This window comes from Paenibacillus sp. 32352, from assembly GCF_002042965.1.
In the GTDB taxonomy this organism is placed as follows: Bacteria; Bacillota; Bacilli; order Paenibacillales; family NBRC-103111; genus Paenibacillus_S; species Paenibacillus_S vulneris.
The window spans coordinates 18,990-33,760 of sequence record NZ_MZNT01000004.1 but is presented as its reverse complement, the minus strand read 5'-3'; the positions used below and the strand labels follow the sequence as shown (position 1 = coordinate 33,760).

The window sequence follows — 14,771 nt, the reverse complement described above, 5'->3', positions numbered from 1 at the left end:
GGGGGAAAACGCAGTGGATTTCGGTAGACTAATTACGGCAATGGTAACGCCATTTGATGCTAATTTGCAAATTGATTGGGATCAGGTGGCCAAACTGATGGACTACTTGATTGAAGAACAGGAAAGCGACAGCTTGGTGATTAATGGTACAACCGGTGAGTCGCCAACCTTGACCGATGAAGAGAAGCTGCAATTATTTCAATTTACAGTAAAACATGCTAAGGGACGCTGCAAAATTATTGCCGGTACAGGAAGCAACGACACGGCTCATTCCATCCATTTATCCAAGGAAGCCGAGAAGCTCGGCGTCGATGCGCTGCTCCTGGTAGCTCCTTATTATAACCGACCTTCTCAGGAAGGATTGTTCCAGCATTTCAAAGCTATTGCCGAGGCGGTTTCCCTGCCTTGTATCCTATATAATGTGCCAAGTCGAACCGGCGTTAACATTAATGTAGATACTACCATCCGGTTGTCTCATATTCCAAATATTGTAGCTACCAAAGATTGCGCCGATCTCGACCAGATTACGCAAATTGCTCATGGTGCCGCTCCGGGTTTTGTTGTGTACAGCGGCGAAGATAACATGACACTGCCGGCTCTGTCCGTTGGCGCTTACGGTATTATCAGCGTAGCGAGCCATGTGATTGGAAAAGATATGAAGAATATGATAAACTGTTATTTGCAGGGAGATGTTCGTGAAGCAAGCCAGATCCATGCCAAACTTCATCCGATTTTCAAAGGATTATTCGCATGTCCTCATCGAGTTCCAAACCCGGCTCCTGTGAAGTTCGCTTTGAACCGCAAGGGGATTGAAGTTGGAGGAGTTCGTTTACCGTTAATAAATGTAACCGAAGAAGAAGGACGATTCATTGCTTCGCTATTTGAGTGAGATGTCTTAGAAAATCGGTGCGTTTTTTAGCATCGGTTTTATTTTTTTAGGTAACAATAGGCAGTAAAAAAGGGTGAACTTGTAATTGCAGTTTTTCTTCATGTATAATGGTGGCAAGTGACTGGTGCGGTTTTTGGTTTTTGGTTCTTACAAAAATTCGTCGTCAATTTTAATTAGGAGGTATTTCTTTGTCAAAGAAAAATATGGATAAGCTTTCGATCTTTGCTCTGGGCGGCGTGGGCGAAATCGGAAAAAATATGTATGTCATTCAGTATGCCAATGATATTGTGGTCGTCGATTGTGGTTTAAAGTTCCCTGAGGAGGACATGCTCGGTATTGATATTGTCATTCCGGATATCACGTATTTAACGGAAAACCGTGAGAAAGTCAGAGGAATTATTATAACGCACGGGCACGAAGACCATATTGGCGGCTTGCCTTACGTTCTGAAGCATTTGAATGTTCCTGTATACGGTACCAGACTAACGCTCGGGTTAATCGAAACAAAGCTTAAAGAAGCGAATTTGTTGGGTGAAACCAAACGAATTCTCATTAACTCGGACAGCGAACTGAAGCTCGGAACCATTACCGCTACATTCTTTAAGACCAACCATAGTATTCCTGACTCCGTCGGTGTATGTCTTGAAACCCCGGAGGGGAACGTTGTTCATACAGGAGACTTTAAATTTGATCAAACTCCTGTTAATGACCAATATGCTGATTTGCACAGTATGGCGGCTATCGGAAAAAGGGGCGTATTGGCTCTCCTTTCGGATAGTACCAATGCAGAGCGACCAGGATATACGGGCTCGGAAAGAAGCGTAGGCATTCAAATCGAGGAAGTATTCCGCAAAGCCAAGCAGAGGGTTATCATCGCCACCTTTGCTTCGAATATTCACAGAATTCAGCAGGTTGTCGATGCTTGTGAAGCTACCCGCAGAAAATTAACCGTCATTGGACGGAGCATGGTCAACGTTGTAGGTATCGCACATGAGCTTGGTTATTTGCGTATTCCAGATGGCATGCTGATTGAGCCGGAGGAAGTGAACAAGCTGGCTGCAGATCGCGTGGCCATCCTGTCTACAGGCAGCCAAGGAGAACCGATGTCGGCGCTTACTCGCATGGCGAGATCCACGCACCGCAAAGTGGATATTTTACCGGGGGATACCGTTATTATTGCTGCAACGCCAATCCCGGGCAACGAACGTTATGTCGGCAGAACCGTCGACGAATTGATGCGTATTGGAGCCCATGTTATTTATGGTCCAGGTTCCGTTACAGGAGTTCACGTTTCCGGACACGGAAGCCAAGAAGAATTAAAGCTCATGCTGAATATCATGAAGCCTAAATACTTTATTCCGATCCACGGTGAATACCGTATGCTTCGTCAACACGGCGCTCTGGCCGAGTCTGTTGGTATCGCCAAAGAAGATATTTTTATCGTGGACAATGGTGAAACGATAGAGATTCAAGACGGTGTTGCCCGCAAAGGTTCTAAAGTAACGGCGGGGAATATTTTAATCGATGGACTCGGAGTCGGCGACGTTGGGAATATTGTTCTTCGCGATCGGAAGCTGCTCTCGCAAGATGGTATTCTTGTCGTAGTTGTTACGCTTAGCAAACAAGACGGTGCCATTTTATCCGGGCCTGATATTATATCCCGAGGTTTCGTGTATGTTAGAGAATCGGAAGGCTTGCTGGATGAAGCAAACCGGATCGTAACAAGCACACTGAATCGTTTAATGAATGAAAATGTAAATGAATGGGCTTCCTTAAAGACTCATGTTAAAGATGCTCTAGGACGATTTTTGTACGAACAAACCAGAAGAAGACCTATGATCCTTCCAATTATTATGGAAGTATGATCAAAAACCACCAGTCAATAGCTTGAAACCGTTCATTCATACAGGTGTTTGCAATCGATCACTGCAAAGAGACCGCATAGAGATATTCTCTATGTGGTCTTTTTTTATCTAAAAGAATTTATCAGATTCCGATGATGTAAAATTCATGTGGAGATAAAATCAACTTTGCTGTCGAAGCCGAGTTGTACTAAAGCAAACCTTAAGATCGCCCAGCATTGAAAAGCATTTGTAGATACTTGTCATATTTACGGTGTTCCTTTGCCAATGCCGCATATTTTTCCCCTCTCGATCCATACTATGGGAGATGATGTGACCATAGACTAGGGAGGAATTTCCTTTATGAACAATTTCACTCAAGAGACACAGCCCCAGCAGCCGAATGACGAAGCCAGAAAAAATCCGGCGGTTGAAAATATTCAGCAGCTAGGTCAAACGGCTACGCCTGGGACCGACTCCAATATTTTTTGTATGACGATCATCGGTCAGGTAGAGGGACATATTGTGCTTCCGCCGCAAAATAAAACGACAAAGTATGAGCATCTGATCCCCCAGCTGGTTGCAGCAGAACAGAACTCGAAAATCGAAGGGGTTCTAATCATTTTGAATACGGTTGGCGGGGATGTCGAAGCTGGTCTTGCTATCGCCGAAATGATATCGACGTTGTCTAAGCCGACCGTAACTCTGGTGCTGGGCGGGGGACATTCGATCGGCGTACCGATCGCAGTTTCTTCCAATCATTCTATTATTGCAGAAACCGCGACGATGACCATACATCCGATCCGATTGAATGGACTGGTTATTGGAGTGCCTCAGACTTTTGAATATTTGGATAAAATGCAGGAGCGGGTCAATCGTTTCATTACGAGCCACTCCAGGATAACCGAAGAAAAGCTGAAGGAACTGATGTTTAAGACCGGCGAATTAACGAGAGACATTGGAACCACCGTTATCGGGCCGGATGCGGTTAAGTACGGCTTGATCAACGCGATCGGCGGTGTCGGCGATGCCATTCGTGAATTGAATCGCAGAATTGAAGAGAAGCGTACCGCCCAAACAGGGGGCATGGTGCAATGATCCATTATACTATAATGCCGTTGGATGTGGTGATGGAAGGCATTGAGGAATTGAAGGATAACTCTATGGAGATCGTTCTGAACGGGATCACCATGCAGGTTCAGCCTCTCAACTCCAATCAAGCGACCATTGTCCGGTTAATCAGCGGCAATCCGCAGGATTATTTGAATCCGCAGTATACCCCTGGCCGCGTAATTGAGTTTCAACCGAAAATCTAGTTCCAAGGTCTGATTTTTGCCATCATATTAAGGTTCTATCCAAAGTATGGTATAATTTGTACTTGGGGGTGAGCCGCGTTGGCAAGGCCAAAGAAAAGAAGCAAGGTTATGAAAACGAATTTGAAATATGAGCTGTACGGCATTGTCATCTTGACGCTGTCTGTCATTGCGATATCCCAAGAAGGTCCAGTAGCCCGATCGTTTAAGTATTTGTTCCGGTTTTTGATCGGATCGATGGAATTTGTTATTCCGCTTGTGTTTATCTATCTTGGATTGTACGTGATGGTAAAAAGAGCTTGGCCCGTATGGAGAACCACTCGCAAGGCCGGGATTTTGCTGATTATTTTGGCATTTATCCTTATGAGCCATATCACGCTCTTTGACGATATGTACCCGAAGGGGAAAATCACTGCAGGGATGATTATGTCGCAGTCCTGGTCCAGCCTGATGACGGCGATGGAGGCCTCAGATAAGGGACGAGCAGCCCTTGACAGGGAAGTCGGAGGGGGCATCCTTGGTGCCAGCCTGTACAGCTTGTTATTCTTTTTGTTCGCAAATTTGGGAGCAAAGCTGATCCAATACATGATGATCCTGATAGGGATTCTGCTGGTAACCCGATTGTCCATCGGCGACATCATTCAGAAGGTCAAGGGCCGCCGGAAGTTCGAGGACACGCTGCTTGGACAATACATATTACAGAAATTATCAGCCCGCAAGCATAAGCCTGCCCCGGCAGCTGTTAAGAAAAAGGCCGCCGTCATCCCGTACATTCCGGAGGATAACGAGTTTGACGAGGAGACTTTGAAGCCGGAGCGCAAAGAGAAGAAGAGCGGTAAGAAACGCTCCTTATTCTTTGATCTGATACAGCCTAAGTCCAAATCGGAGCCGGTTGAGCAGCAATTAAACGGCCATGAAGAGGACTTGGAAGAGACGGAGCAGGACAGAGAGTCTGTGAAGACTAAAAAAGAGCAAGTGGTTTATCACGGCGGGGATGAATTGGACGAACCCGAGCAAGAGCCGTTTATTCCTGTCATACGCGACTTCCAGGAGCATGTGAAGCAAGAGGCTCTACAGCCTGAGAATGAACCGCCTCAAGCGGCTCCGGCAGCTGCCAAGACGAAGCAGGAACCGGGTGCATCGGATGATGATGTTCCGGCTCCGGAAGATTTTGATATTCATAATAAGCCTTTGGAGGTTCCGTATGAGCTTCCGTCCTTCCAGCTGTTAGCCAAGCCTAATCTTTCCAAGGGAGCGGAATCGCTGGATTACAAGGCGGTAGCCCGCAAGCTGGAAGCAACTCTCGAAAGCTTTGGCGTAAGAGCCAAGGTGCTTGAGGTGGTTAGAGGTCCTTCCGTAACCCGGTATGAAATTCAGCCGGATGTGGGCGTCAAGGTAAGCCGCATCGTGGGCTTGACCGACGATATCGCGTTGGCCCTGGCAGCCAAGGATATCCGGATGGAAGCACCTATCCCAGGGAAATCCGCTATAGGGATCGAGGTACCTAATACGGAAGTATCGATCGTAACCATGAGAGAGGTTATGGAGACAACGGCCTTTCAGGAGTCCAGCTCGAAGCTGTCCATTACTTTTGGGCGGGATATCTCCGGTCAGCCGATCGTCGGCAATCTGGCCCGCATGCCGCACATGCTCGTGGCAGGTGCAACCGGTTCAGGTAAATCCGTTTGTATTAACGGAATCATTACCAGTATTTTGTATAAAGCCAAGCCGGATGAAGTGAAATTTCTCATGATTGACCCTAAGATGGTTGAGCTAAACGTGTACAACGGAATCCCGCATCTGCTGGCTCCGGTTGTTACGGATCCGCGCCGGGCCTCACTGGCATTGAAGAAAGTCGTCGTTGAGATGGAAAAACGCTACGAGCTTTTCTCCAAGAGCGGTACGCGAAATATCGAGGGCTATAACAATATGCTTATAGAGACCCAGACAGGCGCTCCACTGCCTTATATCGTTGTTATTGTCGACGAGTTGGCGGACCTCATGATGGTAGCGGCCAATGATGTCGAGGATGCGATATGCCGATTGGCGCAAATGGCGCGTGCGGCAGGAATTCACTTGATTATTGCTACGCAAAGACCATCCGTCGACGTCATTACAGGTGTCATCAAGGCCAATATTCCTTCCCGGATTGCCTTCGGGGTATCCTCACAAGTCGATTCCCGAACGATACTTGATATGGCGGGGGCGGAGAAATTGCTCGGCCGGGGTGATATGCTCTACCTGCCGATGGGGGCTTCCAAGCCTGTACGGGTACAAGGAGCGTTCTTATCGGATAGCGAAGTAGAGGCCGTCGTTAACTTTGTCAGAACCCAAGGTCAGGCCAATTATGTGGAGGATATGGTACCACAGGTTGAGGAGCAGTCGGAAGTGCCTGATCAGATGGAAGACGAGCTGTACGATCAAGCTGTGCAAATCATACTGGAAGCGAAGCAGGCCTCTGTATCGTTGCTTCAGCGGCGTATGAGAGTGGGGTATACCCGGGCGGCCCGGTTGATCGATTCCATGGAGGCCAAAGGCATTGTCGGTCCCTATGAGGGCAGCAAGCCAAGGGAAGTGCTCGTATCTCTGGAGCAGTACCAAAGCCGTCTTTCGTCATAAGAATCTAAAGAGAGCGTGCCATTTCAGGCATGCTCTTTTCCTTTGCGTTCATCCCATTACTTTCCTGTTTTATCTGAATAGAAGCTTACTTCCTTTCTCATAATAACCTTAAAAAGGTTGCCAAAATGAATGTGGGAAAGGTGAGTAGTTGATGAACAAACGTCTTGTTTTTATTACGTTCTGCTTGGTTTTTGTTTTGTTTGCAGGCTATCAAGTCAAGCACCGGCTTGAGGTCAAGCAAACGTTCAGTAAAACCGATATTCACTATGGAGCTACTGGCAAAGATGTTTATGAGCTTCAAGGGAGACTCAAGCTGCTAGGATTTTATAACGGAGCTGTGGATGGTGATTTTGGGTACAACACCTTGCGGTCTCTGAAATGGTTCCAATCGGAGTTCGGATTGAATGTTGACGGAATTGCTGGCTCCAAAACCAAATTGAAGCTGTGGGAAGCAACCAAGCACTATCGCCCTACGGCGGAGGAGCTCCCTCCATCCAGCCAAACAGGTAATGCAGGAGCAGGTACAAGCGAAGGCGGGGGGGAGAACGCGAATTTGCCGGCTACTAATCACCTGGGCTTGTCCGAGCAGGACCTGAATTTGATGGCAAACGCCGTGTACGGCGAGTCGAGAGGCGAACCCTACATAGGTCAAGTGGCTGTTGCGGCCGTCATCCTGAACCGTGTGAAATCGCCTAGCTTTCCGAATACCGTCTCAGGAGTTATTTTTCAGCCGGGTGCTTTTACGGCGGTAGCCGATGGTCAAATCTGGCTGACGCCTAACGAAACGGCGAAAAAAGCCGTCAGAGACGCTTTAAACGGAAATGATCCGAGCGGCGGATGCATATATTATTTTAACCCGGAAACAGCAACCTCCAAATGGATATGGACCCGTCCGCAAGTCAAGCAAATCGGCAAGCATATCTTTTGCATGTGATGGATTGCAAGAAGTAACCCTTGTGGTTGCTTCTTCTGTTTATGAAGGAATATAATGGTATAAAGCCAACGAAAGGAGCAATGTCCCGTTGAAAAACATTCAATTTGAGCGTGGCACCATAAGGAATATTCGCGTGCATGTGCTGCCTACAGAACAGTTCAAAACCTACGCTTTATCGGTATATATCGGAACTCCACTGGAGGAGCAATCTGTGACCCCGACGGCCTTTACTCCCTTTGTACTGCGCCGCGGTACCCAAGCTTATCCGGAAACCAAACAATTCCGTGAACGATTGGATGATCTGTACGGGGCGGGCTTCGGATTTGATATTTACAAGCGCGGGGATTACCAGATGGTTCAATTCCGTATGGATGTAATTCAGGATCATTATGTGAGCAGCCCGGAATCGTTATTGAAGAATGGGATTCAGTTTCTCGGTGAGTCCCTTACTAAGCCTGCGCTTGAGAACGGCCGGTTCGTCAGCAAATATGTCGATTCGGAGAAAGTCACACTGCAAAAAAGAATCGAAGCTATCGTTAATGACAAAATAAAATACGCAGCAGAGCGTTGTATTGCTGAAATGTGCAGCCAGGAGCCTTACCGGTTGCATCCGCTTGGCAGCATCGAACAGCTGGCGGGTCTGAATCCTGAATCGTTATACGCCTATTACCAGCAGTGGCTGAGAAACTCGGTTATAGATATTTATGTAGTGGGTAAAACGAATTTGCAGGAGGTTCTGCCGCTGATTGAGCAAAGCTTCGCGGTAGACCGGACTCAAACCGGCAGCTATGCGAACAAGCCGGGCCATCGCCAGGTGGAGCAGGTGAAGGAAGTCGTTGAACGGCTCGATGTGAACCAAGGAAAGCTCAATATGGGCTTAAGAGCCTACACCACTTATGCGGATTCTACATACCCGACTATGTTGATGTATAACGGTATTTTGGGCGGTTATCCTCACTCCAAGCTATTTACGAATGTGCGGGAAAAAGCGAGTCTTGCCTATTACGCATCCTCGCGGCTGGACGGTCATAAAGGAATCCTTACGATTCAATCGGGGATCGAAATTCAAAATTATGAAAAAGCCGTTTCGATCATTCGTCAGCAGCTGGAGGCAATGGCCAAAGGGGATATTAGCGAGACGGAGCTTCAGCAGACCAGGGCCATGATCACCGGGCATTTGCGAGAAATGCAGGATTCTGCTTTCGAGTTAATTGCGTTTGATTTTAACAATATATTATCGGGCGTAGAGAGATCAGTGCCATCTTTAATCCAGGATGTGCTGTCAGTGGATAAACAAGATATTCAAGAGGTGGCCAATCAGGTCAAGCTCGATACGATTTACTTTTTGCGAGACCGGAAGGGAGGAGAATAAGCATGAAGGCAATTCCTTATCCTCATGTGAATGAAACATTATATGTAGAGCAGCTTCCTAACGGATTGTCGGTATTTCTTCTGCCGAAGGAAGGCTTTCAGAAGACTTATGCTACTTTCTCCACTAAATATGGCTCCATCGATAATCACTTTAAGGTGTTGGGCGGAGAGGAGAAGCGGGTTCCTGACGGCATCGCGCATTTTTTGGAGCATAAGATGTTTGAGGAGCCTACCGGGGATATATTTGCAGTGTTCGCTTCTAACGGCGCATCCGCCAACGCCTTTACAAGCTTCGATAAAACCGCTTATTTGTTTTCGGCGACGGAGCATATTCGTGAAAATATCTCCACATTAATCGACTTTGTGCAACATCCATACTTTACGGATGAGAATGTGGAGAAGGAAAAAGGAATCATCGGCCAGGAAATTAAAATGTATGAGGATAATCCGGATTGGCGATCCTATTTTGGCTTGATCGAAGCGATGTACCACAAGCATCCTGTTCATATTGACATTGCAGGAACAGTTGAATCCATTTCTCATATAACCAAAGAGCTGCTGTACGATTGCTACTATACGTTCTATCATCCGAGCAATATGAGTCTGTTTGTCGTCGGCGGGATCAAGCCGGAGGAAATTATGGAGCTGATCCGCAATAATCAGGCAGGCAAGGATTATAAGCCGCAAGGGAAAATCGAACGCTTTTTTGAGAACGAGCCATCGTCGGTAAGGCAAAAGGAGAAGGTTACGGTTCTGCCTGTATCGCTTCCCAAATGCTTGTTCGGCTGCAAGGAGCCTGAACAGACCGCCGCGGGCAAGGAGCTGCTTGAGCGCGAGCTTTCGATGAAGATCCTGTTGGACGTCCTGTTAAGCCCTAGCTCCGACATTTATCAAAAGCTGTATGACGAGCAGCTGATTTCCGATAACTTTGGAAGCGAATATAACATAGGCGAAAACTACGCCTTTACAGTCATCGGCGGTGATACGAAGGACCCTGACCGTCTTATTGCAAGAGTTCAAGAGGAGATCGATAAGGTTAAGACGACGGGAATTCCGGAGGCAAGCTTCGAGAGAAGCCGCAAGAAAAAAATTGGCGGTTTCATGAGGCTGCTCAACTCACCTGAGGCGATCGCCAATGAATTTACGAAATACCGGTTCAAAGGAATTGATCTTTTTGACATATTGCCGGCTTATGAGCAATTGACGTTAGCCCAAGTGAATGATAGGCTGCGGCAGCATTTTGACTGGAATCAATTGGCGGTTTCCATCGTAAGAAGCGAACAACATTGAGTACATCACCTCGCCCCTTTACCGAACAGACCGTACTTGTTACGGGTGCCAGCAGAGGGATTGGGGCGGCTATTGCTGAACGGTTTTCTTCCGTTGGAATGAATGTCGTCATTCATTATTTACAGTCTCATGAGGCTGCCAACGAAACAGCCCGTAGCTGCATGAAGCACGGCGCCAAGGTGCTTACAGCAGCTGCCGATTTACGAAGCAGAGAGCAAATATTGCGCTTGCAGGAAAAACTGGAGCATCATAACATGATGCCGGATATTTTGGTCAATAACGCAGGGATCTCCCACTACGGTCTTTTGTCCGATGTTACGGAAGAGATGTGGGATGAAGTGATGGACATCAATTTGAAGGGCGTATTTTTGGCAACTCAGCAGTTCATGAAACCGATGATAAGCCAAAAATATGGAAGAATAATCAATGTATCCTCCATATGGGGGATTTCGGGTGCATCCTGTGAAGTGATCTATTCTACCGCTAAAGGAGGCATAAATGCTTTCACGAAGGCATTAGCCAAAGAACTCGCTCCTTCGGGTGTAACCGTTAATGCCGTTGCTCCTGGTGCGGTAGATACGATGATGATGGCCAATTTCGATATGGACGAGAAAGCGGCTTTAGAGAATGAAATCCCGGTAGGACGCTTTGCGCAGCCAGATGAGATCGCTTCATTGGTATATTTTTTGGCGCTTCCGGAATCAGGGTATATTACCGGACAAATCATAAGCCCTAATGGCGGCTGGCTGACCTGATTGCTGAATATTTAGACCTCCTTTTGCGAACATTAGTAGTCGTAGTGATACTTTTACTTAAAGGAGGCTATTTCAAATGGCAACAGCGTTGAAGGTTTTTGAACGTTGGAAGGAATTTTTGGGCGAGCGCGTAGACCAAGCGCAAAAATCCGGTATGAGCGACGAAACGATCAGCAAGATTGCATTCCAAATCGGTGAATTTTTGGCTGATAAAATTGATCCGGAAAACAATGAAGAAAGAGTATTGAAGGATCTTTGGGATGTAGCTGATGAGACGGAGCGCAAGACAATGGCTCGCCTGATGGTAAAGCTTGTTAATAAATAAAATGATTTTTTAGCGGCCTCCTTCATGGGAGGCTTTTCCGTGCTATTCATGATATACTTAATTAAAGTATGTTGCAGAAAGGCGGCAAGGTTAGTTTTGAGTATTCTGAGATGGGCAAAAGGCATAACAATTCTTATATGCACATTCCTTATTATAAGTGGCTGCGGCAAAAACATCCCCGCAATTGATCCGGCAGTTCTTCAAAATAAAGTGTCGGTGCTGGTCATAACGGCGCCAAACTTAAAAGAGCCTGCGAAAACCGCGTTCTCCAAAACATTATTATCCTGGCGAGATACACAAAACGTCGCCTTTGAATGGATCTCGGATGTAACGGGTATTTCGGAAGATCAGTCCCGGAAAATACAAACGGTACCTTATGATTACATAATAGTGGCCGGTAATGAATTGAATCGGCAGCTCCAGTCTTTTGCATCGACAATTCCCGACAAAAAGTGGATCTTTATCGATGATTCCATAAGTCAATCCCAAGCGGAGGTTTCGGCCTCCAACATCCAATGGAAACAGACAGGACCCGGCTTTATGGAAACTCAATGGGGCGAATGGGTCAGGCAGCAGCAGGCCATAGGCAAATCATTTGAATGGGTGACGGTTTCCACGAATCCTATCCCATCGGCCTGGGCCCCTTCGGAAGAAGCAGAGCGAATATCCCTGTCCGACGCAGAAGGCTGGTATCCTCAATTTCAGCTTCAAGTAAAGCAGCATGGTCCGGATTGGCTTGCCGTATATTCTCCTTTAGAGGCTAGTGTATTGCAGCGTATGAAAAATTTACAGGTCCCCATCATCAATATGGCCTCCACCTCCATCGATGTGAACTGGGATACCGTCCTTCAAGCCGTTTTGGCTCAAATGCAATCCAAGCAATGGAAAGCGGGAATTGCCCCTTTTACCCAGCAAGAAGTGCAGGTAACAAAGCCGCAGTAAACTTTTTGCTTGATGCAGAAGGAATTATGCGAAATTTGTAGAATATTTTCGTAAGATGTTACAAAATATGAATAGATGGTCTCTTGACATCGGTTAGAGGTGTGAGCAAATGGAAATGAAACAATGGTACATGGAATATCGAATTTTCAAAAACCGTCCCGGCTTGTTGGGCGATGTTGCCTCCTTGATGGGGATGCTGGACATAAATATTGTAACCATTAACGGTGTGGAAGATCGTACGCGCGGCATGCTTCTTCAGACTAATGATGATGAAAAAATTGCCTTAATGGGTAAAATGTTGAAAAAAGTGGATAATATAACTGTAACGGCATTAAGGGAGCCGAAGCTTGTTGATATACTGGCCGTAAGACACGGACGTTATATTGAAAGGGATTCCGATGATCGGAAGACCTTCCGCTTTACTCGTGACGAGCTTGGTTTGCTAGTTGATTTCCTGGGCGAAATTTTCAAGCAGGAAGGAAATCAGGTTGTAGGTCTTAGAGGGATGCCTCGCGTCGGCAAGACGGAATCCATCATTGCCGGAAGCGTGTGTTCTAACAAGCGATGGACCTTCGTATCGTCCACGCTGCTGCGTCAAACGGTAAGAAGCCAATTATCCGAAGACGAGATGAACGCGAACAACGTGTTTATTATCGATGGTATTGTTTCTACATTGCGTTCTAATGAAAAGCATCATATGCTTTTGCAAGAAATAATGAGCATGCCATCGACCAAAGTCATTGAGCATCCGGATATATTCATTCGGGAATCCGAGTATACCTATGATGATTTCAATTATATTATCGAGCTTCGAAATACGCCGGATGAAGAAATATCCTATGAGAGCTTTACAACCGGATTTGACGAGTACTAAGCTATTTTGCAACTAAGGACATTTACAGAAGAGGGGTGAAAACATGTCAGATCTTGGACAGCTGCTCCGAAAAGCGAGAATGGAGAAGAAGATTTCTCTTGAGCAGCTTGAAGAAACGACGAAAATTCGAAAGCGGTATTTGGAAGCGATCGAAGAAGGAAACTATAAAGTGCTGCCTGGCAACTTTTATGTCAGAGCTTTTATAAAAAGCTATGCTGAAGCGGTAGGCATGGACCCAAATGAGGTTCTCCGCATGTACCAGAATGTAATTCCGACTCCTGAGCCTGAGCATGTTGAGCCGATTCGGGCAAAGAGAACCACGAGAAATACGGAGAGAATCGGGAAGTATGCATCTACTGCGATGATGGTTTCCTTCGTTGTGCTCATTCTTGGGATTATTTACTACTATCTCAATATGAACTACAATAGCGGCCAGAATGAAGCGAATCCTAATAGCGAGCCGAGCCGGGTTACGGATAAAAGTGTTCCAGCTCCTACAGTGAGCAATGATACGTACGGAATCACGTTAAACGATAATAAAGCAGCGGCAACGGTAACTCCGACGCCGACTCCGCCACCGGCTCCAGCCGTAGAAGTGAAATTGGTGAAAAGCCAAGGAGGCATCGATTATTACTCGGTTTCCAATACAGAAAAGCTGAATATCGACATGAAAGTAACCGGGGAGGCTTGCTGGGTACAAGTGGATTCGCTCGGACAGCCCAAAAAAACAATAGATGAAGGCACCTACAAAAATGGAAATAACCCTAAGTGGGATTTGGACAGCTCTGCGTTTCTAGTATTTGGAAGAGCTAATGCCGTGGAGCTAACGGTAAACGGAACTTCCATTGCTTTGGGGGATGCGCCGAACGCCAAAAGAATCCAGCTTGATCTAGTTAAAATGTAGCTTCTGTTTACGTTTCGTGAATTAAGGTTATGCTGGGGTAAGGTTAGGAAATGCCGATCAAGACACCACGGAAGCGATAGCCGAAGGTGTCTTTTTATGTTATTCTTCGATATAGGGAAAATATAGGATAAAGAAGGGTGTGTCGTACATGAGCAGTGAAAGTTCATTCGATATCGTATCCAAAATGGATATGCAGGAATTGAACAATGCCATTAACCAAGCGGAGAAGGAGATTGCCAACCGCTTTGACTTTAAAAACAGCAAAAGTAAAATATCTCTCGAAAAAGAAGAGCTGGTCGTCGTATCGGACGATGAATTTAAGCTGCAAAACGTACTGGATATATTGCATTCCAAAATGGCTAAGCGCGGAATCTCCTTAAAGAACCTCGAATACGGTAAGATTGAAGGTGCATCCGCAGCAACCGTGCGCCAAAAAATCAAGCTGAAGCAAGGCATCGATCAAGATAACGCCAAGAAAATTAACATTCTGATCCGCGATTCCAAGCTTAAGGTAAAAAGCCAGATTCAAGGTGATCAAATTCGGGTTACCGGCAAGAGCAAGGATGATCTCCAACAAATTATTCAGCTGCTTCGCAAAGCGGACTTGCCGCTCGAGCTTCAATTCATGAATTTCCGGTAAAGCTACCGTGAGCTAATTATGATGTCGAGAGCCTTTAGTGGCAAGGCTTCTCTTTTGACACGCTTCATTGCCAT

General features: G+C 46.4%; 14 protein-coding genes. All 14 read left to right on the top strand.

Annotation, left to right across the window (positions count from 1 at the left end; translation table 11 throughout):
- Positions 1–13 precede the first annotated feature (13 nt).
- The 14 genes from dapA (at position 14) to B1728_RS10650 (ending at position 14,697) form a co-directional block, all read left to right on the top strand.
- Positions 14–889 (top strand): 4-hydroxy-tetrahydrodipicolinate synthase, encoded by an 876-nt coding sequence (dapA, locus tag B1728_RS10715; RefSeq protein WP_079910213.1) that lies wholly within the window; start codon positions 14–16, stop codon positions 887–889.
- Positions 890–1,077: 188 nt separating this feature from the next.
- Positions 1,078–2,754 (top strand): ribonuclease J, encoded by a 1,677-nt coding sequence (locus tag B1728_RS10710; protein WP_079910212.1) that lies wholly within the window; start codon positions 1,078–1,080, stop codon positions 2,752–2,754.
- A gap of 339 nt (positions 2,755–3,093) precedes the next feature.
- Positions 3,094–3,828, top strand: coding sequence for a ClpP family protease (locus B1728_RS10705; RefSeq protein ID WP_079910211.1), 735 nt, complete (start codon positions 3,094–3,096; stop codon positions 3,826–3,828).
- Positions 3,825–4,046 (top strand): YlzJ-like family protein, encoded by a 222-nt coding sequence (locus B1728_RS10700; RefSeq protein WP_079910210.1) that lies wholly within the window; start codon positions 3,825–3,827, stop codon positions 4,044–4,046. The genes B1728_RS10705 and B1728_RS10700 overlap by 4 nt, the downstream gene beginning before the upstream one ends.
- 78 nt (positions 4,047–4,124) lie before the next feature.
- Positions 4,125–6,662: an FtsK/SpoIIIE family DNA translocase gene (locus tag B1728_RS10695; RefSeq protein ID WP_079910209.1), complete on the top strand. Its 2,538-nt coding sequence runs from the start codon at positions 4,125–4,127 to the stop codon at positions 6,660–6,662.
- Between the two features lie 151 nt (positions 6,663–6,813).
- On the top strand, positions 6,814–7,596 hold the full coding sequence (gene sleB, locus B1728_RS10690) for a spore cortex-lytic enzyme (protein WP_079910208.1): 783 nt from the start codon (positions 6,814–6,816) through the stop codon (positions 7,594–7,596).
- Between the two features lie 88 nt (positions 7,597–7,684).
- Positions 7,685–8,968, top strand: a complete 1,284-nt coding sequence (yfmF, locus tag B1728_RS10685) for an EF-P 5-aminopentanol modification-associated protein YfmF (RefSeq protein ID WP_079910207.1) — start codon at positions 7,685–7,687, stop codon at positions 8,966–8,968.
- A gap of 2 nt (positions 8,969–8,970) precedes the next feature.
- On the top strand, positions 8,971–10,257 hold the full coding sequence (gene yfmH / locus B1728_RS10680; protein ID WP_079910206.1) for an EF-P 5-aminopentanol modification-associated protein YfmH: 1,287 nt from the start codon (positions 8,971–8,973) through the stop codon (positions 10,255–10,257).
- Complete coding sequence (gene ymfI, locus B1728_RS10675) at positions 10,254–11,012, top strand: elongation factor P 5-aminopentanone reductase (protein ID WP_079910205.1); 759 nt, start codon at positions 10,254–10,256, stop codon at positions 11,010–11,012. The genes yfmH and ymfI overlap by 4 nt, the downstream gene beginning before the upstream one ends.
- A 76-nt stretch (positions 11,013–11,088) precedes the next feature.
- Positions 11,089–11,337: a DUF3243 domain-containing protein gene (locus B1728_RS10670; protein ID WP_079910204.1), complete on the top strand. Its 249-nt coding sequence runs from the start codon at positions 11,089–11,091 to the stop codon at positions 11,335–11,337.
- Positions 11,338–11,433: 96 nt separating this feature from the next.
- Positions 11,434–12,279, top strand: coding sequence for a hypothetical protein (locus tag B1728_RS10665; protein ID WP_079910203.1), 846 nt, complete (start codon positions 11,434–11,436; stop codon positions 12,277–12,279).
- 109 nt (positions 12,280–12,388) lie between these two features.
- Positions 12,389–13,153, top strand: a complete 765-nt coding sequence (locus tag B1728_RS10660) for a DUF3388 domain-containing protein (RefSeq protein ID WP_079910202.1) — start codon at positions 12,389–12,391, stop codon at positions 13,151–13,153.
- A gap of 43 nt (positions 13,154–13,196) precedes the next feature.
- Positions 13,197–14,057 carry a helix-turn-helix domain-containing protein gene (locus B1728_RS10655; RefSeq protein ID WP_079910201.1) on the top strand — a complete coding sequence of 287 codons (861 nt, stop codon included), beginning with the start codon at positions 13,197–13,199 and terminating at the stop codon, positions 14,055–14,057.
- A 148-nt stretch (positions 14,058–14,205) separates the two neighbouring features.
- On the top strand, positions 14,206–14,697 hold the full coding sequence (locus B1728_RS10650) for a YajQ family cyclic di-GMP-binding protein (protein WP_079910200.1): 492 nt from the start codon (positions 14,206–14,208) through the stop codon (positions 14,695–14,697).
- The last annotated feature ends 74 nt before the right edge of the window (positions 14,698–14,771 follow it).